Source organism: Parasutterella secunda (assembly GCF_016901835.1).
GTDB lineage: Bacteria > Pseudomonadota > Gammaproteobacteria > Burkholderiales > Burkholderiaceae_F > Aphodousia > Aphodousia faecavium.
In genome coordinates this window covers 1-24,131 of record NZ_JACJKX010000008.1, presented here as the reverse complement: position 1 = coordinate 24,131, position 24,131 = coordinate 1, and the positions used below count along the sequence as shown (strand labels likewise).

The window sequence follows — 24,131 nt, the reverse complement described above, 5'->3', positions numbered from 1 at the left end:
AACAAAATGTTTGACTCAGACTCTCAGTTGAAGTAACTTTCGGAGTAAGAGTTTTGGATTTTAACCATGCCGTTGCTTTCGAATTTTTTTAGTACGGCCGCAGGCCTCTTGGTGCGTCGCTGGGAGGCGGCACAGATGGATGCACTGCTTGCTGAGTGCTCGGGCGACAACGCCCTGCAGCTAGGGGCGCCTTACGGGTCGCTCTTGAGAAATGCGCCGCATGAGAGCCGGATTTTGGCAGTGCAACGCTCATTTCCCGACAATGTCGGCGAGTGTGCAAAACTTCGCCTCAATTACGAGAACCTTCCTTTCAGAGAAGCAAGCTTTGATTTGGTCGTCTGCGCTCACGCAAGCGAATGGGTGACCGATTCCGGACAATTTTTCAATGAGATTTTCCGAGTTTTGGCTCCCGAGGGCCGTCTCATTGTCTTAAGTTTTAACCCTTGGGGACCGTGGTGCGTTCGCAAAAAAGACAAACTTATTAACCTCAGCGCAGACATTCATTTCAAGCCCTTGAGTGTGGCAGAGGTCAAAAGTCAGTGTCAGCCCCATGCCATTGTGGATCGGGGGCGCTTCGGTGTGTACTGCCCTTCATTGAGTGACAATCCTCAGAAGCTTGCCCGATGGGGGTGGTGCGAGAAAGCAGGGGATCGCTGGTGGCCTGCTCTGTCTAATGTCTATATGCTGAGCGCCATCAAAAAAGAAGAAAAACCGAGCCTCATCGGTAAACTCATGCCGCAGGGCGCTATGCTCAAAAAAGGTTGGGGCGGACAGACGGTCGCTACAAGAAATCAGGTTCAACAGTGATGCCCTACCATGCATAGACGCAAACCTGATTTTCTAATGGCTACAATACGTCTTTTCAACAAAAGACATACCCATGGATAAAGAACGTAAATTACACCTGTGGACAGACGGCGCGTGCAAAGGCAATCCCGGCCCGGGCGGTTGGGGCGCTTACCTTGTGTGGGGTGAGAAAACGCTTGAACTCTGCGGCGGCGAGAGAGAAACCACCAACAATCAGATGGAATTAACGGCCGTGATCGAAGCGTTGTCGGCCGTCAAACGCCCTGTTCCGATGGTTTTACACTTAGACAGTCAATACGTTAAAAACGGTATTCTTGAATGGATGCCCAATTGGAAACGTCGGGGTTGGAAGACTGCAGCCGGCAAACCCGTGAAAAATGTCGAATTGTGGCAAAAGCTCGATGAATTGGTGAGCTCTCACGATATTGAGTGGCGCTGGGTAAAGGGACACGCAGGTGAACCCGGCAATGAAAAAGCTGATGAATTGGCCAATCGCGGTGTTCCTCGTTAAAAAAGGATTTTTTGAAAATGGCTCAAACATATCACCGTCAGGTGGCACTTGATACCGAAACGACCGGTATGGATATTGAAGCAGGAAACCGCTTGATTTCCATCGGTTGTGTGGAAATTGTCGGCCGCTCCATTACGAAAAGAACGTTCTACAAACTCATTGACCCGGAGCGAGAGGTTGAAGAGGGCGCTGCCAAAGTTCACGGCTACACGTGGGATAAGTTAAAGGGTAAGCCTTACTTTATTGATATTGTGGACGATTTTCTGGCCTTCATTAAAGGCAGTCAGCTCATCATTCATAACGCTGCGTTTGACGTGGCCTACCTCAACATGGAATTGGCGCGCCTGGGCAAGGGCCCGATAACCGACTACTGCGAAGGTGTGTTGGATACGCTTCCCTTAGCCAAATCACTTCGTCCGGGGCAGCGCGTGAGTTTGGACGCATTGTGCTCAGCCTATGGGATTAACAATACCGACCGTACGCTTCACGGTGCCTTAATTGACGCCAAGCTTCTCGCTCAGGTTTATTTGGCCATGACCCGAGGCCAGGAGTCGCTCGATATCTCCTCGGTTGACATGAAGAGTCTGCCGCCGATGCCTGATGTCAGCAAGCTTCGTGTGGTCAAAGCGAGCGCTGAGGAAGAGGCACTGCATTTGAAAACACTTCAAGCGATTGATAAAGAAAGTAAAGGTAATCTGGTTTGGAAAACCGAGGCTGATACTGAGCAATCTGCAAGTTAAACATTTGTCAAAAAAACGCTATTGAAGACAAAAATGTGTCAAAAATAGGTTAAAGAGCACTATTTGTTACAAAATCAAGCTGTTGAGACTGTATTTATCCTAATGTGAGAACGAAATCCTTAAGGTAACATTAACCAGTTCAATTAATGAAACCGGTTCTCAAGAATGCATTTGAAGTCTGTTGTAGTGATATCCGTTATGGCCGCACTTACTTTAGCAGGGTGCGGCGAAAAGAAAACCACCGCCGAAAGGCCCCCGGTAGAAGTTGCAACGATGACAGCGGTGCCCACCACGGCCATACGTTGGATAGATACGTTCGGGCAAACCGAGGGGGCTGAAGAAGTAGAGGTTCGTGCTCAGGTCTCGGGTGTTCTTCGTAAGCTTAATTTCAAAGAAGGGGAAGTGGTGAAAGCCGGCCAAACCTTGTTTGAAATTGAAAAAGATCCCTATGAAGCGCAACTCAGACAAGCCAAAGCCCAGACTCAACAGGCTAAGACAGAACTCATCAAAGCCCGGCGTGATGCCAAACGTGCTTCGGAGTTAATTAAAGTCAACGCCGTGAGCCGCCAGGAGTACGACGATGCCCAAAGTGCCTTGGGCATTGCCAAAAGTGCGCTGGCTCTTGCGCAAGCCCAAGAGGAAAACGCCCGGATTGATCTCTCGCACGCCATGGTGCCCGCACCGGTAGACGGTATTGCCGGGAAAAGTGAAGTCAATATCGGTTCTCTGATTACGGCCGGAACCACACTTTTAACTTCCATTACTCAACCTCAGTCGCTTCGCGTCTCTTTTGCAATCGGTGATAAAGCTCTTCAGGGAGCCGTACTTAAAAAAGATAATCTCGTGCGGGTGTTTTTACCCGATTCCACTGAGTTTCTACCGGCAAAACTTGACTTTATCAGTCAACAGGTCGATGCCGATCGGGGAACTTTACGGCTTCGTGCGGTGTTGCCGGCGACCGATAAATTGTTGCCCGGCCAGTACGTGCAGGTCCGACTGATGTTGGGCGAATATCAAAACGCCTACCTTGTGCCCCAAGGGGTTGTCAGACAAAAGTCCGACGGAACGTACGCCGTTTATGTGATCCAGGATGGAACGGCTCAGGAGCGCGGAGTGGAACTCGGCAATTGGGAAGGTAAGGATTGGATTGTCACGAAGGGTCTCAATCCCGGTGACAAAGTGATTACCAATCAGATTTTGCGCCTCAGAGACGGTATTCGCGTCACCGAAAAAACGCCCTCTGATCAGCCGCAACTGCAATCAGAGTCTGCCAAACCGTAGTCGGGGATCAAGATGCTGTCTCAATTGTGTATCCGTCGTCCGATTCTTGCCTCCGTGATGTCGATTCTGATCGTGCTCGCGGGGCTTGTGGCCGTGCGTATTCTGCCGCTTTCTCAATACCCGGATATTTCGCCTCCGAGTGTCTCGATTTCGACAAGCTACGAAGGAGCCGATGCTCAGACTCTGGCTCGTACGATTGCTGCACCGATCGAAGATCAGCTCTCGGGCATTGAAGGGTTGCAGTACTACACGACTTCCCTTCGCTCCAATGGCGATGTGCGCATTTCCTGTACCTTTGAAGTGGGCATCGATCCAAACGATGCCATGCTTGAAATCAATAACCGTGTGAGAACGGCTGAAAGACGACTGCCGGAGTCCGTGCGGCAAAACGGCGTCACGGTGAGAAAGCGCTCGGAAGAAACGCTTTTGATGATGGCGTTGACGTCACCCGACCGCTCGATGAACCCTACGCAGATGGCTGACTACGCCACGCTTAATATCGTCGATGACTTAAAGCGTATCCCGGGCGTGGGCGACGTGAGCATCTTCGGTAACGTGCAAGGCGCTATGCGCATTTGGCTCAATCCCGACAAGATGGCGCTTTTGGGCGTCACAGTGGGTGATGTGGAAAATGCCGTTGATATTCAGAACTATCAGTATGCAGCCGGTCGCGTGGGCGCCGCACCCACAACGCCCGAGCAACAGCTTTTTTACACGGTGACCACCGAAGGTCAACTCCTGACGGCTGAAGAGTTCGGCAACATCACGATTCGCTCAGATGGCCCCGAGGGCATTATTCGCTTAAAGGATATCGCCCGGGTGGAGGTGGGTAAGCGAAGCTACGACTCATACAATCTTTTAAACAATGAACCCGCTATTACGGTAGCCGTTTATCTGCAGACGGGCGCTAACGCCATGAGTACGGCTGAGCTTGTCAAAGAGCGTATTGCAGAATTAGCGCAACATTATCCCAAAGGCCGTATCACCCACACGGTAACCGACGATACGACGATTTTCGTCTCGGCTTCGTTAAGCGAAGTGGGTAAGACCTTGATTGAAGCCGGTCTATTGGTGCTGCTCGTAGTGTATGTGTTTTTGCAAAGTTGGCGCGCCACATTAATTCCCATGATTGCCGTACCGGTATCACTGATCGGTACGATGGTGGGGCTGTGGGCTTTTGACTTTTCACTTAATACGCTCACGCTTTTTGCCATGACGCTTGCCATCGGTATCGTGGTGGACGACGCCATTGTGGTGCTGGAAAACGTTGAACGTATTATGGTCTCAGAGGGGGTATCGGCCAGAACGGCAGCCAAGCGCGCCATGAAAGAAGTGGCAGGCGCCTTGGTGGCTATTGTTTTGGTACTCTCGGCTGTGTTTGTGCCGGTGGCCTTTTTGGGTGGCATGGCAGGCGAACTCTACCGTCAGTTTGCCGTCACGATTACGATTTCGGTGGCAATTTCCGGTTTTGTGGCGTTGACTCTTACGCCCGCACTTTGTGCGATTTTGCTCAAACCCCGAAAGAAAGACCCGTCGGGCTTTTTCAAGCGTTTCAATCATGGCTTGGGTCGTGTGACCAAACTCTTTCAGCGCGTGGTGGGTTTGGCGCTTCATCACAGAGTGGCAAGCGGTGTGGTACTCATTGCGGTGATTGCCGCCTGCTGGCAGATGGTGCAGATTACGCCGACCTCATTTGTGCCGCGCGAAGACCAAGGCGTGGTGCGCTTGAGTTTGTCCTTGCCCGAAGGGGCATCACAGTCCAGAACCGAGCGCGTCTCCGATGAACTGCAAAGGAAAATGGGTCAGATTGAAGGCGTGGAATCCGTTTTGACGCTGACCGGTTTTGATACGGTCGCAAACGACACGCGTCAAAATGCCGCGACCTTTGTGCTGAAGTTAAAACTTTGGGATGAACGGCAAAATACCGCCAATGATGTGGTGAGAATTCTCACGAAGATGGCAGAAGACATTACCGAAGGGCGGGCAACGGCTTCAACCCCCGCACCGATTCGCGGCCTGGGGTCTTCGGGCGGCTTCTCGGGCTTTTTGCAGTCTAGAGAAAGCGACGATCCGGTGCAGTTGCAGCAAGTAGCCGATAACTTTATCGACGAGTTGCAACGCTCGCCCGTCTTAACCGGTCTGCGCCATACCGCCATGGCCGAATCGCCCATGCTTTTAGTCAAAGTCGATGAAGCCAAAGCGCTTGCGATGGGGGTATCGATTTCGGATATTTACGATACGCTTGCAGCCTTCATGGGCAGCACCTACATCAATGACTTTACCCGCAACGGTAAGATCAACCGCGTGATCATGCAGGCCGATGCCCCTTATCGTATGAAACCCGATGACTTGGGGCGCTCGTGGGTGCGAAATAATGAAGGCGAAATGATCCCGATGTCAACGCTCATTTCTTGGGAAAGAACGTCGGGCGCAGAAACCATGTCGAGAATGAACGGGTATCTCGCTGCGCGCTTTATGGGTGAAGCAGTGGCAGGAGTCAGCTCCGGTGAAGCTATTGCCGAGGTTGAACGCATTGCCAATGAAGTACTCCCAGAAGGCTATGCTATCGGTTGGACGGGGCAAGCCTTCCAAGAAAAACGCCTGGGCGCTTCGGCTTCGACCGCTTTCATTTTCGGCATCATTGTGGTGTTTTTGATTTTGGCCGCGCAGTATGAACGGTGGTCCTTGCCGATTGCGGTTGTGCTTGCCGTGCCGTTTGCCGTCTTGGGAGCGTTGATTGCCACGTATTGTCGGGGCTTATCAAACGATATTTATTTCCAGATCGGTTTGTTGGTTCTGGTGGGGCTGTCGGCTAAAAATGCCATTTTGATTGTGGAATTTGCGGCTCAGAAGTTGGAGCAGGGTAAGAGTGTCTTTGATGCAGCTCTTGAAGCAGCTTCCCTTCGTTTGCGTCCGATTTTGATGACGTCCTTTGCCTTTATTCTAGGTGTGGTACCGCTTGCGTTGGCCACAGGCCCAGGTGCCGCAGCTCGCCAGTCGATGGGCACTGGTGTGTTGGGCGGCATGTTGGTTGCGACGTTTATCGCCATTATCTTTGTGCCGGTGTATTTCACGTGGTTTGTTTCCAAGAAACCCGTGCGGCGTGAAGAAGATGACGATGAAGCGGCTTCGCCCTTTTTGAGTCATCCGGAAAAGTCCGATGAACCTGAACAAAAAAATAAGAATTAGGAATTTTCAGAATCGGATTGACTGAAGTCTCTTATAGCCGAAAGTCAGAAGAGGTGCGCATCTTTCGCACCTCTTTTGCCTTAGAAACTATTTTAGTCGGAAAATGATTACGTCTGAAGATCCGATTGACGTTGTTTATCTTCGGTGCGATGGTAGCGATCCTGCTTTTGCAGCCAAGAAAAAAACAATTATTGGCTAAGATGGGATTGCCCTGGGATGAGTCGAACTTTGGCGAGTTACGATACATTGACAATAACGAGTTGAAATATTCTCTAAGGTCGGTTGATCGGTACATTCCTTGGATCAACCACATTTATGTGGTCACCGATAATCAGCGTCCTTCTTGGCTTTGCGAAAATGACAAACTGACGGTCGTCGATCAAACTTTTTGAGTATCATGGAGCTATGTTGTCAGGATTAATTGACCTGGAGTACAGAGCATATGACGAAAACAGACATCATTCGTGATGGGCTACGACTGAATTTTGAGCGGCATTTTTGTCAATCTGAAAAAATTATTCTTAGTAAACGAGCCTTTCAACAATTGCTCGATGAAATTGAGCAACAACCTACATCGGAAACTCAAAAAAGAAGAAAAGAAATCAAAAAATACATTATGTGGTAATAGTGCGTTTTAGAACCTTATTCGTTGTTCATCGAATCTGAAGATTATATTCTGGCAGATTTAAATCTGGCAGATTATAATCTGCTAATAAAAACAGAGGATTAGCAATGAGAGAAATGCATTTTTTCGGTCGTGCAGGTGAACTTGAATCGCTTGAAGATGCTTTTTACAGTCAAAGAGCTGAAATGGCGATTATTTATGGTAGCCGACGTGTCGGTAAAACTGCACTCATTCAAAAATTTTGTCAGGGTAAAAACGTTTTTTTCTACACGGCCAGAGCATGGAAAGATCCGTATCAGTTAGAGCAATTTTCTCAGGCGGTCGGAAAGTTTTGTTGTAATCCCAATCAACGATTTCTTGATTGGGCGGGAGCCTTTAAAGCTTTAGCCTCAGGGGATTCAGCAAACCGTAAAGTGATCGTGATTGATGAATTTCAGTACATTGCCAAGGAACGACCTTCGATTCTTTCTGAATTGCAAGTGCTCTGGGATGAAGAGCTGTCGCAGCAAAATATCTTGTTAATTCTGTGCGGCAGTGCAGTGTCGTTTATCGCCAAAGAGGTTCTTGGAGAAAAAAATCCGCTTTACGGCCGTGCAGGAACCATCATGAAAGTGCGCCCACTGCCTTTTCAAACCGTTGCGGAATTTGTACCCTCCTACAGTGCCGATGACATTTTCCGTGGGTATGCCTCTTTAGGCGGTATTCCGTACTTTTGGCAAGGACTCGACCCCAGGCGATCCATGACAGAAAACCTCGCGGCTAACCTTTTGCGGGCCAATGGTTTTCTCAATGATGAAGCCCAGTCTGTTTTAAGGCAAGAGTTCCGAGATCCGGCAACCTACAACGCCATTCTCCAAAGCATTGCTTTCGGAGCGACTTCTCGAAGTGAAATCGCTCAAAAAAGTTTGGTGGATTCCCGTACCTTGAGCAAATATCTGGCTGTGTTGGAGGATATGGATTTCGTTAAGAAGGAATTTTCGGTTTTCAGTGGTCCGGGAGACTTGGGTAATGCCTCCAGAGGTCTTTATCGTATCGCAGATCCCTACATCAAATTTTGGTTTCGCTTTTTAACCAACAATCCGACACTGATCATGACTCGAAAAGAGGCTCTGTCAGAATGGGAAGCCGGCGTTGAACCGTCTTTCGCAGAATTTGCTTCCGAAGCGTTTGAGGAGGTCTGTAAACAATATCTGATGCGTTTGGGCTTGGCAGGAAAACTACCCTTGCGCTTAGCTTATTTTGGCCGTTGGTGGAAGGACAGCACTGAAATAGATCTGGTCGGAGCCGATCACAATCGTCAACATTGTCTGCTTGGTGAGTGTAAATACAGAAATCAAAAAATCGGGGTAAAAGTGTTGAGATCACTTCAAGCGAAGTGCAGTCAATTGCCTGTTGCCGACGGTGCCACTTTTGATTTTTGGATTTTTTCCAGCAGCGGTTTTGAAGATGCTTTGCTTAAAATGGCTTCAAAAGACCCTTGCGTGCATCTGGTCGGAATGGACGAGTTGTTGCATTAAAGAATTCTTCAGAGCGAAACCGAAAAAGTTAACCCATCCTTTTGCGTTCGGTGTTAACTTTTTCGGAGCGGTTTTTCTCTGTTAAGGCGTAATGTTTTTCCAGGAATCCTTGTCAAACATCGAGCCTTTTACCTCCCAGAATTGTTCGGTACGGTATTCATTGGCGGTCTGTCCGTCGGGGACAAAGGTGTAGCGAACATCTCTGTTCACACGCACGGGCCCCGTATTCTCAACGTCTGCAAAGATAAATTTCATCGTATCCAAAATACCCAGATGATCGTCAGAAATCTTCATCGGATCGTTCGGGTTGCCGTTTTTGGGTTTGATGAGCAGCAATGAGCTTGGGCGACCGATAACGCCGTGCGCTTTGATGACCGGATTTAATTCCGGGACGCTTCCCGAGCTGTGGTCCGAGACCACCACGATCGTGGTGTTATCGAAAATGCCTTCGGCGCGCATCCAATCAAACCAGCGCCCGAGGGTTGTGAGCGAACAGACTTCAGCGGCCATTTGACCTTCGGGGATGCCGTCGGCGCGGGTACCCGGGGTTTCATGATCGAGCACTTTGCAGGAGCCGGGTTCGGTAAACCAAGGATAGTGACTTAACTCCGAGTCAATGAACTTAAAAGTGTTCTTTTGCGCACGAGTATTGGATACCTCAGGTAGGAGCTCAAAAAGCGCCAGGTCACGGTAGAGGTTATAGACAAGCGCGGCGGTACTCTCACCCATCAGTCGTTCAATCCAGCGGCCGTCTTTATAGATGAAGTTTTTCAAGCTCCACGGTACGGCATTGAAAACACTCACAGCGATTAAGAACGTGTCGCTGTTGCCGCGGTCAATCGTGAGATTATTTTGTGCGGTAAAGCGTCTGATGTAGCTCTCACCGATGTTGCGGATTAAAAGCGGTTGATGCGCCGTGTATTTAGCCAGCCGATTTCGTTCGGTCCAGTTGCGTTCGTACAAAACCGCATCGTACGTGTCTCCGAATCGGTTTAAGGTATCGGCAAAACCGCGGTTGATTTTCTCAGCCAGAGACAGATCGGTTTCTTTATTAAGTTGCCACGGCGTACAGGCTTCTCCGCACACGATCGAAGGCAGACTCGAAAGCGTGGAGGGGCCCGAAGAGATCGCTTCACGATACCAGGTAAAGCCACGGTATTGGTCGTTGAGCGCCGGGTTTTCAGCGAGAATTCGATCGAGGTGGCGGCCCGCAAAGGCATCGAGCATCACCACAACGACGTTGTGTCCCGTTTTGGTAAACCCAAAGAGTCTGTCGTTGTATTCGGGCAATTCCACACTTTGCTCATTTTCAGCGTCGCGCGTCCAGGCTTCTTGAGACGATTTGAGCATCACCACAGTGTTTAAAAGACCGCCTACGGTACAGAGCACAAGAAGCGTTTTCACCCAAGCGACTTTTCCTTTTCGAATGAGGAAAACGAAAAGCGCAGTAAAGACTGTGATAACGGCCAAATCCACCACGACGTTAAACGTTCGGAATAAGGGATCGGTGTTGGCAATAATGAATGCTTGGATCGTGCCTACGTTTAACGGTAAGAGGAAAGCGTAGACCGTCATCAAAAGCGCAATGAAAGCCAAGGTGTAACCCGCGCAGTCCGCGTAACCCGTTAGGTGCGAAAGTTTGGTAATACACCAGAGGAACACGCCCGAAATACACATGCAGGCTAAAAGGAGCGCCAACACCTCTTCGATTCTGGAAAAGCCTTCAGGAGCAGTTGTATAAGCCTGAACCGGGAGGTAAAAGCTTAAAAGAATCACAAGCCAAATGGCGGCCGGCGTTAGAAGGGCTGCGGGTTTAACCGATGTGGGATAAAGAAGTTTTCCAAGTCCCACTTTGAGATTCGTAAGAATCAGGCTGACAGCAAGGAACGTGATCCCGGCGCTTAACGAGAAGTAACGGCGGTGTGAGCCCAGGAAATTCCACTTGCTCCACGTGTACATCTCGTAGTAGATGAAAAAGAGTACGAGAACGAGGGCAATCGGATGCTTCCAGATTTTAAGGCGCACGCCTTCAACGAGGCTCAAAAGGGCAAGGAGCACAAAAGCGTAGTCCGAGACGCTGCTCAACGTCATCTTCGCGCCGTCTCCGAGTTGAGTGATTTGATTGCTGCTTAAGACGGCTAAAAGCGTTGCGAAAGCCCAGAGATAAACGAGATACCCATCCATCCAGCCGTGAGCCTGACGTGAGTCTGTCTCACGGGTAAAAGCAAAGGCACGGCGAGTGAGAGCGCAAACACTCTTCCAGAGACCCGCAAGCTTCCTGCTGAAATGGTGCACAAGGTCATAGACAATGTTTTTACCGAGCGAGAAGATGTTGTTAAACGTCCAGTAGAGCACCAGGCCGCTTGCGGCGTTATAAAGCAGAACTAAGAAGAGCGCTGCCATGCCGTAGAGCTGATACTTATCGCGCTTGGAAAGATTTTTTGTATAAATAAGGGCGCTTGCGATATTGATGACGGTCATCAATATCGGCATAAAGTTAATCGCAAAGCCTCCGATGGAGAAGATCTCATCGGGCTTGGACAGATCGGTGAGCCCCATGAAGCTCACCCCTTGCAGGGGTTCAAAGTGGCTCAAAAAATGATAAGCCGCAAAGAAAAATGGGATCTGCAGGAAAAAGCCGATACTCGAGCGCAAAGTAAGCAACGGCGAGTAGCCTGCCTGACGATGCATCGTCGTGATCATCGCAAAGCGCTCCTGACCCTTGTAGGCGCGCTTAATCATCGCTTCTTTTTCTTCAAAGCTCTTTCTTAATGCCCGCTCATCTTCCTGCCAACTTTCTGCCTTCATGTAGATCGGCAAAATGACAATGTTGACGATGAGACTCATCACGATGATGGCCCAGCCCCACTGCTGAGTAATATCAAATCCCCAAAGGAGCGCTTTGTGCATCCAGAATTCAAGCGGGGCAATAAAAAGGGTATACAAAAAGTCGAGCATTTTTACTTTCTATCCGCATGAACTTGGTGAGCCAAATCAATTAAAGCGTCGGCAATGGGTTCGCCTGCATGACCAAAGTTGACAACATTTTCGTTGCGAATAGCCTCAATAGCTTCGGCCATGTCTTCGTGTCTGGCCAATAAAGACTGAACCGTTGCAGGGATGTCTTTTTCGTCTCCCGGCATGATGCGTTTGCCGAGCTTATCGAGTGCCTGCATTTCCCAGGCTTCGTGCGGGATTTCCCAAGCTTCAAAGCCGTCTTTCATGGGACCGGCTCCGACGGAAATAACCGGACGCAGGAAAATAAAGGCAAAGTCGAAAATGACGCCCGAGACATCGGAAATCATGAGCTGAGCGCGACTTAAGCTCTTAAACCCATCGGGATTGCGATCCCACTCGATGTTGTCAAAACTTTTGAGCTCGTCGGCCAGTTTTTCCATCAACGCTTTATCCGAAATAAAGCTTTGCGGGTGTGGGCGCAAAATGACGTGATAACCCGCTTGGGCCAAGAGTTTCGGGATCATCGAACCCGTGCGAGTAAGTAGCCCGTTTTTGCCCCAGGTCGGAGCGATCAAAATGGTATTGTCTTCAGGCTTTAAGTCAGCCGTTTTTCGGGCAAGCATCCCGTCAAAATACGGGCAGCCTAAAAGGGGAAGGTCTTTGGCGGGCGTTTTACGAAGGTTTTCCAATGCTCTCAAGCTTTTTGCCTGAGCGGGTCCTGAACAGTAAAACGCATCGTAGTAATCGAAGCTATAGAACTTGTAGGTGTGAATGTCGCCTGCGGCATGCACGATATGAACATACTTTTTCACACCCGCGGAACGGCGGATTTGCAATACATCAACGCCGGGCGTCGTGAGCACAAACACATCGGCTTCTAAAAAGCCCAAAGCTGTGTAGGCGGTCTGACCCTTGCCGATGAATTTTGCGTGTACCCATTTGTCAAGGCCGCTTTTGAAAACCGGATCCTTTTCGTCACTCGTTAAATAGGTGACCCGGGTTTCTTTTTTAGCCAGGGCTTCAAGTACCGGTTTAAAGGTTGACCAGTAGGCGGCTGATTCTGCATAAAAGACGATCGAATTATTTTTAAGATCGTCTTTTTTACCGTTGAGCTTAAAAAAGGCTGCACGGATCATCCCGGGGAGCTTACGGATTAAAAAGTAGGCGCTTGATGTGAGGCCGATTAAAACCGAGAGCAGCATACTGCCTGTGCCCGGGTCAAGGTAGGCCCAGGCATTGACCGGCGCGTACACAAGCGCAGCTATTGAGAGAATTTTGAAAAATTTATCCATAGTTTCAATCTGTTAATGAATCCATTTCGTCATAACGAGCCTTACGCCCAGCGCCGAGAAAAATATAAGCGTCGACATGGCTGCGCCTTCTGATATAAATCCGCTGTCAATCATCTGAATAGCAGCAACCGCTGCAGGCATAGTCTGCGGAGTATAGAGGAAAACGACAGCCGAGATGGTAGTCAGTGTCGAGGCAAAAAAATAGCAAAAAACTTCCCGAAAGCCGGTTTTGGCCAACGGTAACGTCACACGCCTTAAAACCGAGAGTACGCCTACGCCTAGGCTTTGCCCCACCGTTTCATACCGCGAGTCGATTGTCTCCAAAGTATGCGTGGCGGTGAGGTGGCTCACCGTGAAAAGGTGAATGATGCAGTTAAAGACTAAGAGCACCATGGCGCCGACGGTTCCTGAAAAGAAAGAAACCCCGGCATACGTAATCGCAAAGGCAAGGCCCAAAACGGTACCCGGAATACAAAGAGAAAAGGTTGCCAAGGTGGTGTAAAGGGTTGATAGGCTCTGCGCAATACAGTTAAGCCTTGTTTTGATGACGGCACCCGTAAAAGCTAAAAGAGTACCGATAACGGCCACCAAGCTCGCAAGCACCACGCTGTTAAACCACGGTCTGATTCCGTAGGTTGAATTATGAAAAGCGTAGTTATCTAACGTGAGGGCCGGCACGTAGGGCCAGAACGTCACAAAAGAGCCGTAAATGACAATCGCAATGGTAGCCACTTCATAAAGAATCGCGCACCAGGCAAGAATCCGAAAAACGCTGAAAATCCCTTCTCGCTTAGCACGAAGGGGTTTGATGGTTTGTGAGGTTAAAGTCGCATCGGTATTGCGCGAAGTGAAGTAAAAAGCGAGAGCCGCCGGAGCAAAAAGCCAAAGGCTTAAAAAGGCCGCAGCGGGCATATTTTGTGTGCCGATCGCGAGATTGTAGATTTCGGTTGCGAGCATAGGGAAGTTACCGCCTAAAAGTTTCGGTACACCGAAATCGGTGATCGTGAGCACAAAAGCGATTAAAAAAGCGTTGATAAAGGCCTTTTTGCAATGAGGGAGCAAAATTTTTCTCATGCAGGTGAGCGTATCGGCTCCCAGGCTTTTTGCTGCATCGATTAGCCTTGTATCAAAGCGCTCAAGGGCGAGCATAAGCTGCATTGTGGTGTGCGGTAGCACAAAAACGAGAGCACCCAAAAAAATCCCCACGGCCCCATAAAGCGAAGTTTGAACGATCAGACCGTTATACCCGAATAAGTAAATTAACCCGATAGCAGGCATAACGGAAGGCGCAAAAAGTGCGCAGGGAAAAAGCGTTTTCATCCAAAAGGCGGCCCGAGAGTTTTCACTGACAATACAAAAGGCGATGAAAAAGCCAGCCAGGCAAGCGATGAGAGCCACGCCTGTTCCCATGAGTATGGTATTGATGAGGCACTTAAAGAAATAGCCCGAGAAAAAGCTCGAGAAAGACTCAGCCTCAAAAAGGGTCGCAGTGAGGTTAAGGGCAGGCAGCAGTACGCCTGATGCCAAAAAAGCGATCAGAAGAACAAAAATGATAAGAGCCGTCTTTTTGAGCCTCATCATTTACTCCAAACACACCACCGCTCACGTGGCAGAGAGACAGCGTAAAGGGCGCCGGTTTTCATTTCATCGGCAACCGGGTTGGTTCTCGCTACAAGCGCCGTGATGTGCGTCTTAAAGTCATTCAAGAGAAAGTGCGCGCTGACAAAGTCGCCTGCAAATTCCTGAGCGACTAACTCGCCCGTAAACGTAAAGGGGCGAGAAAGAGCCGATTCGGTAGCTTGGGCGACACCGACATCGGCAAAACGGATACCGGTGAGTTGCCCCTCGTTGATCCCCGCCATTTCAATAAGATTCATGCCGCCCGCAAAGGTCGCGACAAAAGCGCTTTTCGGTCGGTCATAGATTTCGGCGGGAGCACCTGCCTGTTCAATACGGCCGTTATTTAAGATGATGAGATAGTCCGATAGCGCTAAAGCTTCCGTGCGGTCGTGCGTGACCATCACGCAGGTGACGCCGGCTTTTTTCTGAATCTCACGAAGTTCTCGTCCGATGCGTGAGCGGTTGGCGGGATCAAGCGCTGAGAGCGGTTCATCCAAAAGTAAAAAACGGGGATTGATCGCAAGCGCTCGGGCAATCGCCACGCGCTGCTGCTGACCGCCTGAGAGTTCAGCCGGGTAGCGATTTTCAAGACCGGCAAGATGCGTTAAGTCGAGTAACCGGGCGAGCTTTTCGTCTTTTTCTTTTGCCGTAAGGTTATTTTTGACTCCAAAAAGAATGTTTTCTCTAACGGTCAGATTGGGAAAAAGGGCGTAGTGCTGAAACACAATGCCCACGCGGCGCTTCTCTAATGGCAAATCGGTGAGATTTTCACCGTGATAGAAAATTTCGCCATCACTTGCCTCTTCCAATCCCGCCAATATCATCAAAAGAGTGGTTTTGCCGCTGCCCGAAGGCCCCAGAATGCAGGTAAATGATCCTTCGTTGATGCTCACATCAATATCTTTTAACACTTCGGTCTGACCGAAAGTTTTGTAAAGATGTCGGATCTCTAGAGAATCATTCATGGCGCATCCTTTTTTACTTGTGAGCAATACGTTGCCAACGGGTCAGTAAATTGCTTTTTTCTGAGTCGGCGCGATTAAAGTCAAGCGGCAAAAAGCGATTGGCAATGCTTCGTCCCTTTTCGGTTGAGAATTGATCAATGGCGGCTATGCCGCTAAAGGACGCAGCGATTTGTGCCACTGCTTCGGAAGCACAAAAATCGAGAAACTTTTTGGCCGCTTCGGGATGTTTGGAACCTTTTGGCAGCGCACTGCCTTCGGCATCCCATGCTATGCCTTCCGTGGGTTCAATGGTTTGAACGGGAATGGAAAAGCGCATGAAGGGTCGAATAAAAGCTTCGGACGTGAGAGCAATGGGCACTTCCCCTTGAGCGATCATGGCCGCAGGACGGGCGCCCGAGGCCGTATAAAAGAGAATGTTTTCGTGCAGCCTTTGCACATAATCCCAACCTTTATCGCCCATGCCTTGAATCCAGCCTGCTAAAAACATATAGCCCGTGCTCGAGGCAACGGGGCTTGGCATGACTATTTTGCCTCTGTAGCGGGGATCGGTGAGATCAAGCCAACTTGTAGGAATCGGTAAATTTTCTTTTTTTAAGAGTTCGGTATTCACACAGATCGATCCGCCCCAGGCGTTGATGCCGAACCAGGAGAAGTCTGCTGCACGCATCTTGGGGTTGATCTTTTCACCATTAATGGGTTTATAAGTAGAGAGAATGCCGGCAGCACGAAGTTTTTCCAGGGAAATGGCAGACAGTCCCAAAATCACGTCGGCTTTAGGGTTATTTTTTTCAGCCAGAAGTCTCGCGGTAATGGGGCCAGCCGAGTCCCTCACGTAGGTCACTTCGATTGCGGGGTGTAATTTTTCAAAGGCATCTTTGTAGACAGCGAGAAATTCCGGTTCCACCGCTGTATACACCAAGAGTTCTTCGCGAGCGAAGACCGGGCTCGTAACCCAAAGGATGGCCACGAAGAATCCGAAAAGGCCCTTGAGCAAAGTGCTCATTCGAGACGAAATTCCTTTTTGATCGATTCAATTAAGAATCGAGCTACCTTGTCGCTTGCCTTTGAGGGTTTGGCATCCGTGTTCATCTCAATTAAGGAATCCAACACGCGTTCGCGAAGAATCGACGAGCTGATGCCTTCGGTGCGCGGGAAGATCACGAGTTTTTCCTGAGGGATGTGGTTGGAATTGTCGTGTCCGTGAACCAGAAGGTCGCAGTTTTGCTCTTTCATGTATTTGTAAGAAATGAGCCAGGGGCTCGGTACTACTTCTTTGACGTAGCGGATTGATTCGAGAATTTCTTTTCGTTCTTCAAAATTGAGTTCCGGCGTATAGCCCTTCGTGCGCTTGATTTCATCGTCGGTTGTGAGCGCTACGACAACGTCACCGATTTCGGCTGCTTTTTTCAAAAGACGGATGTGTCCGTGATGAATCAACGTGGCGGACATGTCCACCATCACGCGCGGGCGTTTTTGTTCTGACATAAGAATAACCACCAGAATTTTAAATTTTTAGTCTTTAAATGATAGGACTAATCCTTGTTTTTGGCGTAAAAAAGTCGTCAAAAACACGTAGAAAGCGAGAACCCAGGCTAGTAAAACGAAACAGGGGAGGCTAAATTTTTCAACAATGCCACCACACTCCAAGCTGTTGAGGTACTTGATCTCGGATTGGCGGGATCGGGTTTGCCGGCAATGGTGACTTCAGCACGCATGAGCTTATTTTTAAGAACAATGCGGTGAATGTTTTCGCTGCTTAAAGGATCACTCGTAATCCGTACGGTTGCCTCTCTAAGAGTGTCTGAAGCTAAAGCGGCTGCTACGGCCACGTTGACATTTTTGGGGAAACCGTTGATGGCATCTTCGACAGAGCCTTCAAAAATAACCGTCTTTTTGTCTGTCGGTAGGGATTGTCCCTGAAGGTACGGAGCACCTTCTAAACTTCGCGGGGCTTTGGTATTGCCGATCGTGACCTCTGCATCACCCATTAAGGCGAAGGTTTGCATGAGATCAAGCGCTCCGATTGCGCCGTTGGGAAGATAAACCTTGCGGTTCATGCCTCGGGCAGTATCGGTGAGACGGTGACGGAAATCATCGTCAGCTAAAGCGCCGATTGAGGCGATGACCAAATCCGAGCCGTTTTTTAAAACGTCAATAGCGTAGTCTTTGATAGCTTCTCGTCCGGCAAATTCCACCACGATGTCGGGTTTTTCCGCTAAGAGTTCAGTTAAGTCAGTACAAGCTTTGGCGTTTAAATCTTTGGTCAAACGCTCTGCGTGTTCAAAGTGTCTCGCCATCACGGCAACGATTCGATAATCATCCGAGAGCAGTTTTTGGGTTTGGGTGCAAAAAATTCGAGACAGGGCCCCTGCGCCGATAACAGCAATCTTTTTGACCATGTTGAAATGTCCTTAACCGAAATCGTGTTGAAGCTTTGATTTTTTAAGCCAATAACTATAGTAAGACGGTAAAAACTTATTGACATCAATGCCGTAAGACTGAGCCAACACCTGAGCAATCTTAGGCGCATTCATAAATTCAGGCTTCGTCTCGGGCATGGCATCAATTGTGATGATAAAGGAGGACAGAAGCCTGCCTAGATCGCGAATAATCCATTTGGCAGGAGTATGAGAATCAAAAACGAGCGCGGAATCTAAGTCCCAAAATCCCATTGAGTCTCCCTGCACGTAAAAGTTGGCAAGCTTAATGTCACCGTGGGTGATGCCCGCATCATGAAGACTGCGAAGAAGTTTCCCTGCCCTTTGAAGTAAATCGAAGCTGTTGGGTTGTCGACGCACGACTTCCGTTGCCGTATGGGCATCTTTGAGCGCTTCAGTGATGATGTAGGAGTCGGAAATGAGTTGCAGCGTCCGCCTTTCTCCCACGGCATAGACTTTCGGGGTGCCGATACCGGCTTCGTCAATTTTTTTAGCAACAACCGCTGTCCAATAGCTTCTCGAAGGCTGAATAAAATAACGGAAACGCAGTCCGAACGCTTTTTGATGAAAGCGTACGTGCTTGGCAAAAAACGTTTCGCCATTGACACTGAAAAGGCTTGCCGTGGATTTTTTAGAGTATTTCTGGCGATTGCCGGTTTCGATGATGTCATCAAGATTCGGGGCAATGGATAAAAGCGCTGCCTGATGCTCACAGGGTAAAACGTGATACTCAAGGTCTTTGATTCTGACCGATTGTGTGCCGGACTTGGCATCCAACAGAGAGGTTAATTCCGGACTCCAGCGTGTATACATGAGTTCTTTCTCAAATTTATTGCTAAAAAGATTATCTTACTCGCACGTGGCTTAAAACTCGATCCAGTAAGGCGTGTGATCACTGGGTTTGGTCCACTTGCGGGGCGCTTTATCAATGTCGACGCTTTTGATTTTGTTTTTTAAAGCGTCGGAGACCAGAATATGGTCAATTCTTAAACCGTGGTTTTTCTGGAAACCCAGCATTCGATAATCCCACCACGTGTAACGCTTTTCAGGCTGATCAAAGAGTCGGAAAGAGTCCGAAAGTCCCAGTGCTAATAAATTTTGAAAGGCCTTACGCTCTTGGGGAGAAACTAAAATATTGCCTTCCCATCCTTTGGGGTCCCAGACGTCACGATCATCAGGCGCAATATTGAAGTCTCCCAAGAGTGCCAATTGCGAGTATCGGGTCAGTTCATTTTTTAGCCACTCGGTGAGCGAATCAAGCCAGGCAAGTTTATAGGCAAACTTTTCAGAGCCGACTTCTGCACCATTGGGAAAGTACCCGCAGACAATGCGTAATGTGTCAGCACCGTCTTTAAACGTTGCGGCAATGAGTCGCTTTTGCTCATCGGGAAAATCCGGGATATTTTTTTGTACGTCTATAGGAGCGGAAAACTTATCCCGACGGTAGACAATTGCCACACCGTTATAGGTCTTCTGCCCTGACCAGACCGCTTCGAACCCTTCTTGTTTTAAGGCTTCGATCGGGAAAAGGTCATCGGTCATTTTGAGCTCTTGCAGGCACAAAATATCCGTCCCGGACTGCTTTAACCAGTCCAAAACATGAGGCAGTCTCATTTTGAGCGAGTTGACGTTCCAGGTGGCAATTCTCATGACAGTCCTTATTTAGCGAAAGGCTTAATACCGCTGTGGCGCAGTAAAGCATCGATTCTCGGAGCCCTACCTCTGAAGGCAATGAAGGATTCCATAGCCGGGCGGGAGCTGCCCACGGCAAGCACTTCATCGAGCCACTTTTTGCCGGTTTGGGGATTAAGAATTCCGGTTTCTTCAAATAAGGAGAAGGCGTCACTGCTTAAAACCTCAGCCCACTTGTAGCTGTAGTAGCCTGCAGCGTAGCCGCCCGCAAAAATATGACTGAAAGAGTTGGCAAAGCGGTTGTAGGCAGGCTGTTGAGTCACGGCGACTTCTTTGCGCACGTTATTTAACAGATCCAGGATACTGTCTTTTTGAGCATTAAATTGTGTGTGAAGCAGCATGTCAAAAAGACCGAATTCCAGTTGACGAACCATCGCCATGGCGCTTTGGAAGTTCTTTGCTGCCAGCATCTTCTCAAAGAGTTGACGGGGAAGCTTTTCTCCCGTTTGAACGTGGCTCGTTAAGCTTTCCAACACGGTCCAATCCCAGGCGAAATTTTCCATAAATTGGCTCGGGCATTCGACCGCATCCCATTCCACTCCGTTGATGCCGCTTGCAGCAGGCTCTTCAATGCGACTTAACATGTGGTGCAAACCGTGGCCGAATTCATGAAAAAGCGTGAGCACATCGTCGTGCGTAAGAAGCGCGGGTTTATCACCCACGGGTTTGGCAAAATTGCACACGAGATACGCCACAGGCGTTTGCAACTCTCCGTAGAGACGATTTCTCGTACGGTCATTGTCCATCCAGGCGCCGCCCCGTTTGTTGGGACGGGCATAGAGATCCATGTAAAACTGAGCGATCTTTTCGCCTTGCTCATTTTCAATACGGAAAAATTGTACGTCTGGGTGCCAGACAGGGGCCGTGTCTTTAACAATCTGAATGTTAAAGAGCGTTTGCACAAGGCCGAAAAGACCCTTAAAGACGGCGGGCAGTGTGAAGTATTGCTTCACCTCTTGGTCAGAGAATGAGTACTGGGCTTCACGCAGTTTTTCGCTTGCGTAAGGCAGATCCCAACTCTGGGGATCTTCAATACCCAATTTTTCCTTGGCAAAAGTCTTCACTTCTGCCATGTCGGTCTTAGCCTGCGGCAGGCTCTTTTGGGCCAAGTCGCGAAGGAAAGAGATGACCTGCTCGGGGGAGTCGGCCATTTTGGTGGCTAGCGAAACCTCACCATAGTTTTTATAACCCAAGAGTTTGGCTTCTTCTTCACGCAGTTGCACGATACGACGCATAACGTCGTTATTGTTAAATTTGCCTTCGAAGTCAAATTCTGAGGCACGCGTGACATAAGCGTGATAAAGCGTTTCGCGAAGTTTTCTGTTTTGGGCGTATTGCAAAACTGCGAGGTAATGGGGCACTTGTAATGTGATGCGATAGCCTTTTTGGCCTGCCGCTTCTGCGGTTTCCTTAAAGGAAGCGATGTCATCAGCGGGAATGCCTGCAAGCTCTTTTTCGTCTTCAACCAAAAGCCCGTAGGCGTTTGTGGCGTCCAGTAAGTTTTCAGAGAACTTCTGACTTTCTTGAGCAAGTGTTTCTTTAACCTTTTTGAGTTCTGCCTTTTTGTCTTCGGGCAGGAAAGCACCGGCAAGCTTAAAGTCAATTAATTCTTCATTAATAATGCGCTGACGTACGGAAGAAAGCTTTTTAAATTCACTGCTTTCTTTAATGGCTTTGTACTTTTGCGAGAGGTTACTTTGAGACAACCCGATCCAAAATTGCGTGACAATGGGAAGCGCTTCGTTATAAGCCTTACGCAATTCAGGTTCATCGCAAACGCTCATCAAGTGACTCACGGCACCCCAGGCACGAGAAAGAGCTAGCGTTTTTTTCTCCAAAGGAGAAATCACATCGTCCCATGTAGCAGGCGTTGAATCTTGAGTGACGACAGCGAGTGTTTTTTGTGCGTCATCAATCAGCGCTTTCATGCCGGGGACGACATGTTCGGGTTTGATAGCGGGAAAGTCAATTAAATCAGTGATAGATAAAAGGGGATTGGTACTCATCTTTGTAGCCTATTTGAAAAACAGAACAATATTACAGCGTTTTAGTTCTCTTCTTATAATGAGGCCATAAGTTTTACAGAATTTCCTGAAATTGCTTACCTTTAAATGAATCAACCTAACCCACAGTCGTTTTCTCGTCCTAAATATCGCCCGGACGTTGATGGTATGCGTGCATTAGCTATTTTGTCAGTGCTGATTTTTCATGCTTATCCTTCAAGTTTGCCCGGAGGGTTTGTTGGGGTTGATATTTTCTTTGTGATTTCTGGTTACTTGATTTCGAGCATTATCTTTAGAGGTCTAACGCTCGGAACATTCAGTTTCTTTGATTTTTATGCCAGACGTGTCAGAAGAATTTTTCCGGCGGTAACAGTAGTTATTCTCGGTAGTTTCCTATTAGGTTTCTTTTTCTTAACACCATACGAACTTGAAGACTTAGTCAGAGAATCGCCCTATGCAGCCTTCTTTTTGGAAAATTGGCGATTATATGTGACGACAGGTGGGTACTGGGAAACGGCCACAGAACTGAAACCCTTCATGCATTTTTGGTCTCTGGGTGTTGAAGAGCAGTACTACATTTTTTATCCGTTGATTTGCTTTTTACTCTGGAAAGTCAGTGCCAAACGGTTTTTAGCCAGTCTGGTGTTCATGCTTTTGGTTTCCTTAGGCCTCTGTTTATACGATACGGCTAATGAACCTGTCAGAGCTTTTTATTCGTTACATACCCGTTTTTGGGAATTGCTGATTGGTGGTGTACTGGCTTATGTGGAATTGAAGTGGCCTGATTACAAGGAAAAAATAAAGTGTCAGGGGGTGGGCATTGATAATGTTTTTTCTGTCACAGGTCTTTTATTAATTATTTTTGCTATAGCGTTTTTTGAAGAAGGAAAGGATTTTCCGGGTTGGCGGGCTTTGTTCCCGACAGTGGGTTCGGTTTTACTCATTGCGGCTGGTACTAATGCTTATCTGAACAAGTACGTGTTTTCCAATAAAGTGGCGGTCTTTATTGGTTTAATCAGTTATCCGCTTTACCTGTGGCATTGGCCCTTTATTTGTATTTTCAGAAATAACCTTGCGGGTGAGTTGCCGACGGGTTGGTTGATGGTAACGTTGATAAGTTTAAGTTTTTTAATGGCCTATCTGACTTATACGTTGATTGAGCGACCGATGCGTAGTAAGAAAGCCTCGTGGAAGTTAGTTCTTGTTCTCATAATGATATTGCTTGTTGCTAGTATGGGTTCTAAGGAACTTGTGCGGAAAGTTGACGCAGTTGACAAATTGTTATTTGCGGGAGTACCAGAGAATATTCAAAAGGCAAGGGAAGATATCCCCAAAAATGATTTTCATACTGATTCGTGTTTGCAAAAGTTTGGTCATGAACAATATTTTTGTAAACAGGTTGGAGATAATCCTAGTGTACTCATTGTTGGAGACTCACACGCAAGATTGTTGTGGAAACATTTAAAGCATTTAGATGAACCGTATGATTATTACTTTGTTGCAAATGATGGAAGTTTAATTTTTCAGGATTGTTACCCAGAAAATAGAAGTGCATATACGGTAGATGCCGTAAACAAGATCTGGGAAACATTGGAAAAGTCTCCAGAAATAAAGGTTGTGGTTATTCGAGGATATTGGGAAGCTTATTTTGCTTTGCCAATACATTTCTCACCGAAAAGTTTTGAAACTCGAGAGCAAAACCTTAAGTTTTATTGGAATCAAACATTTCGACGACTAGCAGAAATGCATAAGAAAGTTGTTTTAGTACTGGATAACCCTACGGTTCCGGAAACAGTAATGCAAAGGTGCATGCCACTGCAGAGAGTATCTCTACTCCCTGCAATGCCAGAGTGCAAATACTCCCGGTATGATCTTAGCCAAGATTACTTGAATGCAAAAAAGATTCTTTTAGATGAGGCAAAAAATTGGTCGAACGTTTCTTTATTGGATATTGAGGATATTTTCTGCTCATCAGAAAGTTGTAAAGTTATTGAGCAAGGTCGTATTTTGTACAAAGACGACGATCATTTATCGGCAGAAGGAAACGCTCTTACTTGGCCATTGATTAGAGACAAAATACTTTCCAAGACAAAAGGTCTATAAGGAGGAGTATGTAAAAAAATCTGTGTCTAAGGATTTTCATTAAACTGAGCGGGCATGCCCGCAAAAGGAAACCTTATGACACAAAAGAAAAAAGCCCCATCGGATTTCGACTCATTCATTGAATCGTATGTTCTCGACAAAATGCAACAACGCGGTGGGGCAGCCCTGACCAGCGAAGATCTATCTGATTTCATTAAAAAGTGCGGCCAGAAATTCCTTGAGAGTACGCTCAAAGGCGAGCTTGACTATCATCTTAAAAACAACGTATTGGACGTTAATAACCTAAATTTTCATGAGGTATATCCTAATTAGAGCATTGAAGGCCAAGCTTTAGTGTTCATCGGGATATCAAACAAGGTGAAAATTTCTCTTTGCGTTTTCGTCGGCCGT

Annotated in this window: 20 protein-coding genes; 10 read left to right on the top strand and 10 right to left on the bottom strand. The window is 48.0% G+C overall.

Translation table 11 applies throughout. The features are described from left to right. Nucleotides 1-66 precede the first annotated feature (66 nt). The 8 genes from H5985_RS05360 to H5985_RS05320 all read left to right on the top strand — a co-directional run bounded on the left by H5985_RS05360 (nucleotide 67) and on the right by H5985_RS05320 (nucleotide 8,670). A complete protein-coding gene (locus H5985_RS05360; protein WP_205050286.1) occupies nucleotides 67-807 on the top strand; it encodes a class I SAM-dependent methyltransferase in 741 nt (246 codons plus the stop codon). Nucleotides 808-880: 73 nt separating this feature from the next. Then, on the top strand, nucleotides 881-1,318 hold the full coding sequence (gene rnhA / locus H5985_RS05355) for a ribonuclease HI (RefSeq protein ID WP_205050285.1): 438 nt from the start codon (nucleotides 881-883) through the stop codon (nucleotides 1,316-1,318). Between the two features lie 17 nt (nucleotides 1,319-1,335). Beyond that, nucleotides 1,336-2,058 (top strand): DNA polymerase III subunit epsilon, encoded by a 723-nt coding sequence (gene dnaQ, locus H5985_RS05350; RefSeq protein WP_205050284.1) that lies wholly within the window; start codon nucleotides 1,336-1,338, stop codon nucleotides 2,056-2,058. 198 nt (nucleotides 2,059-2,256) lie between these two features. Beyond that, on the top strand, nucleotides 2,257-3,339 hold the full coding sequence (locus H5985_RS05345) for an efflux RND transporter periplasmic adaptor subunit (protein WP_205050283.1): 1,083 nt from the start codon (nucleotides 2,257-2,259) through the stop codon (nucleotides 3,337-3,339). A 12-nt stretch (nucleotides 3,340-3,351) separates the two neighbouring features. After that, nucleotides 3,352-6,528, top strand: coding sequence for an efflux RND transporter permease subunit (locus H5985_RS05340; protein WP_205050282.1), 3,177 nt, complete (start codon nucleotides 3,352-3,354; stop codon nucleotides 6,526-6,528). Between the two features lie 125 nt (nucleotides 6,529-6,653). Beyond that, nucleotides 6,654-6,920, top strand: a complete 267-nt coding sequence (locus H5985_RS05330; RefSeq protein ID WP_239481628.1) for a hypothetical protein — start codon at nucleotides 6,654-6,656, stop codon at nucleotides 6,918-6,920. 50 nt (nucleotides 6,921-6,970) lie between these two features. After that, nucleotides 6,971-7,153 (top strand): hypothetical protein, encoded by a 183-nt coding sequence (locus H5985_RS05325; RefSeq protein WP_205050279.1) that lies wholly within the window; start codon nucleotides 6,971-6,973, stop codon nucleotides 7,151-7,153. 107 nt (nucleotides 7,154-7,260) lie between these two features. Beyond that, nucleotides 7,261-8,670 (top strand): ATP-binding protein, encoded by a 1,410-nt coding sequence (locus tag H5985_RS05320; RefSeq protein ID WP_205050278.1) that lies wholly within the window; start codon nucleotides 7,261-7,263, stop codon nucleotides 8,668-8,670. An 81-nt stretch (nucleotides 8,671-8,751) separates the two neighbouring features. Here the strand turns inward: H5985_RS05320 and H5985_RS05315 are convergent, their stop codons facing one another. The 10 genes from H5985_RS05315 to H5985_RS05270 all read right to left on the bottom strand — a co-directional run bounded on the left by H5985_RS05315 (nucleotide 8,752) and on the right by H5985_RS05270 (nucleotide 21,641). Continuing rightward, nucleotides 8,752-11,628, bottom strand: a complete 2,877-nt coding sequence (locus H5985_RS05315; RefSeq protein WP_205050277.1) for a membrane protein insertase YidC — start codon at nucleotides 11,626-11,628, stop codon at nucleotides 8,752-8,754. A gap of 2 nt (nucleotides 11,629-11,630) precedes the next feature. Beyond that, on the bottom strand, nucleotides 11,631-12,920 hold the full coding sequence (locus H5985_RS05310; RefSeq protein ID WP_205050276.1) for a CDP-glycerol glycerophosphotransferase family protein: 1,290 nt from the start codon (nucleotides 12,918-12,920) through the stop codon (nucleotides 11,631-11,633). A 12-nt stretch (nucleotides 12,921-12,932) separates the two neighbouring features. Then, complete coding sequence (locus H5985_RS05305; protein ID WP_205050275.1) at nucleotides 12,933-14,501, bottom strand: ABC transporter permease subunit; 1,569 nt, start codon at nucleotides 14,499-14,501, stop codon at nucleotides 12,933-12,935. Beyond that, on the bottom strand, nucleotides 14,498-15,505 hold the full coding sequence (locus H5985_RS05300; RefSeq protein WP_205050274.1) for an ABC transporter ATP-binding protein: 1,008 nt from the start codon (nucleotides 15,503-15,505) through the stop codon (nucleotides 14,498-14,500). Before H5985_RS05300 ends, H5985_RS05305 begins: the two co-directional genes overlap by 4 nt. Nucleotides 15,506-15,518: 13 nt before the next feature. Next, nucleotides 15,519-16,508 (bottom strand): extracellular solute-binding protein, encoded by a 990-nt coding sequence (locus H5985_RS05295; protein WP_205050273.1) that lies wholly within the window; start codon nucleotides 16,506-16,508, stop codon nucleotides 15,519-15,521. Then, entirely contained in the window at nucleotides 16,505-16,990 is a 486-nt protein-coding gene (locus tag H5985_RS05290) for an adenylyltransferase/cytidyltransferase family protein (RefSeq protein ID WP_205050272.1), read from the bottom strand. The genes H5985_RS05295 and H5985_RS05290 overlap by 4 nt, the downstream gene beginning before the upstream one ends. A gap of 107 nt (nucleotides 16,991-17,097) precedes the next feature. Beyond that, a complete protein-coding gene (nadX, locus tag H5985_RS05285; protein WP_205050271.1) occupies nucleotides 17,098-17,904 on the bottom strand; it encodes an aspartate dehydrogenase in 807 nt (268 codons plus the stop codon). A 12-nt stretch (nucleotides 17,905-17,916) separates the two neighbouring features. Beyond that, entirely contained in the window at nucleotides 17,917-18,756 is an 840-nt protein-coding gene (locus H5985_RS05280; protein WP_205050270.1) for a lipopolysaccharide kinase InaA family protein, read from the bottom strand. Between the two features lie 51 nt (nucleotides 18,757-18,807). Beyond that, a complete protein-coding gene (gene xth, locus H5985_RS05275) occupies nucleotides 18,808-19,593 on the bottom strand; it encodes an exodeoxyribonuclease III (RefSeq protein WP_205050269.1) in 786 nt (261 codons plus the stop codon). 8 nt (nucleotides 19,594-19,601) lie between these two features. Further along, nucleotides 19,602-21,641, bottom strand: coding sequence for a M3 family metallopeptidase (locus tag H5985_RS05270; protein ID WP_205050268.1), 2,040 nt, complete (start codon nucleotides 21,639-21,641; stop codon nucleotides 19,602-19,604). A gap of 105 nt (nucleotides 21,642-21,746) precedes the next feature. Here H5985_RS05270 and H5985_RS05265 point away from each other — a divergent pair, with 105 nt between their 5' ends. Next, nucleotides 21,747-23,741 (top strand): acyltransferase family protein, encoded by a 1,995-nt coding sequence (locus tag H5985_RS05265; RefSeq protein ID WP_205050267.1) that lies wholly within the window; start codon nucleotides 21,747-21,749, stop codon nucleotides 23,739-23,741. Between the two features lie 75 nt (nucleotides 23,742-23,816). Continuing rightward, nucleotides 23,817-24,053, top strand: coding sequence for a hypothetical protein (locus H5985_RS05260; RefSeq protein WP_205050266.1), 237 nt, complete (start codon nucleotides 23,817-23,819; stop codon nucleotides 24,051-24,053). Nucleotides 24,054-24,131 lie beyond the last annotated feature (78 nt).

What these genes read in the sequence shown, in the direction of transcription:
- H5985_RS05360 (WP_205050286.1), top strand. Translation starts at nt 67, where the DNA reads ATGCCGTTGCTTTCGAATTTTTTTAGTACGGCCGCAGGCCTCTTGGTG.
- rnhA (WP_205050285.1), top strand. Translation starts at nt 881, where the DNA reads ATGGATAAAGAACGTAAATTACACCTGTGGACAGACGGCGCGTGCAAA.
- dnaQ (WP_205050284.1), top strand. Translation starts at nt 1,336, where the DNA reads ATGGCTCAAACATATCACCGTCAGGTGGCACTTGATACCGAAACGACC.
- H5985_RS05345 (WP_205050283.1), top strand. Translation starts at nt 2,257, where the DNA reads ATGGCCGCACTTACTTTAGCAGGGTGCGGCGAAAAGAAAACCACCGCC.
- H5985_RS05340 (WP_205050282.1), top strand. Translation starts at nt 3,352, where the DNA reads ATGCTGTCTCAATTGTGTATCCGTCGTCCGATTCTTGCCTCCGTGATG.
- H5985_RS05325 (WP_205050279.1), top strand. Translation starts at nt 6,971, where the DNA reads ATGACGAAAACAGACATCATTCGTGATGGGCTACGACTGAATTTTGAG.
- H5985_RS05320 (WP_205050278.1), top strand. Translation starts at nt 7,261, where the DNA reads ATGAGAGAAATGCATTTTTTCGGTCGTGCAGGTGAACTTGAATCGCTT.
- H5985_RS05315 (WP_205050277.1), bottom strand. Translation starts at nt 11,628, where the DNA reads ATGCTCGACTTTTTGTATACCCTTTTTATTGCCCCGCTTGAATTCTGG.
- H5985_RS05310 (WP_205050276.1), bottom strand. Translation starts at nt 12,920, where the DNA reads ATGGATAAATTTTTCAAAATTCTCTCAATAGCTGCGCTTGTGTACGCG.
- H5985_RS05305 (WP_205050275.1), bottom strand. Translation starts at nt 14,501, where the DNA reads ATGATGAGGCTCAAAAAGACGGCTCTTATCATTTTTGTTCTTCTGATC.
- H5985_RS05300 (WP_205050274.1), bottom strand. Translation starts at nt 15,505, where the DNA reads ATGAATGATTCTCTAGAGATCCGACATCTTTACAAAACTTTCGGTCAG.
- H5985_RS05295 (WP_205050273.1), bottom strand. Translation starts at nt 16,508, where the DNA reads ATGAGCACTTTGCTCAAGGGCCTTTTCGGATTCTTCGTGGCCATCCTT.
- H5985_RS05290 (WP_205050272.1), bottom strand. Translation starts at nt 16,990, where the DNA reads ATGTCAGAACAAAAACGCCCGCGCGTGATGGTGGACATGTCCGCCACG.
- nadX (WP_205050271.1), bottom strand. Translation starts at nt 17,904, where the DNA reads ATGGTCAAAAAGATTGCTGTTATCGGCGCAGGGGCCCTGTCTCGAATT.
- H5985_RS05280 (WP_205050270.1), bottom strand. Translation starts at nt 18,756, where the DNA reads ATGTATACACGCTGGAGTCCGGAATTAACCTCTCTGTTGGATGCCAAG.
- xth (WP_205050269.1), bottom strand. Translation starts at nt 19,593, where the DNA reads ATGAGAATTGCCACCTGGAACGTCAACTCGCTCAAAATGAGACTGCCT.
- H5985_RS05270 (WP_205050268.1), bottom strand. Translation starts at nt 21,641, where the DNA reads ATGAGTACCAATCCCCTTTTATCTATCACTGATTTAATTGACTTTCCC.
- H5985_RS05265 (WP_205050267.1), top strand. Translation starts at nt 21,747, where the DNA reads ATGAATCAACCTAACCCACAGTCGTTTTCTCGTCCTAAATATCGCCCG.
- H5985_RS05260 (WP_205050266.1), top strand. Translation starts at nt 23,817, where the DNA reads ATGACACAAAAGAAAAAAGCCCCATCGGATTTCGACTCATTCATTGAA.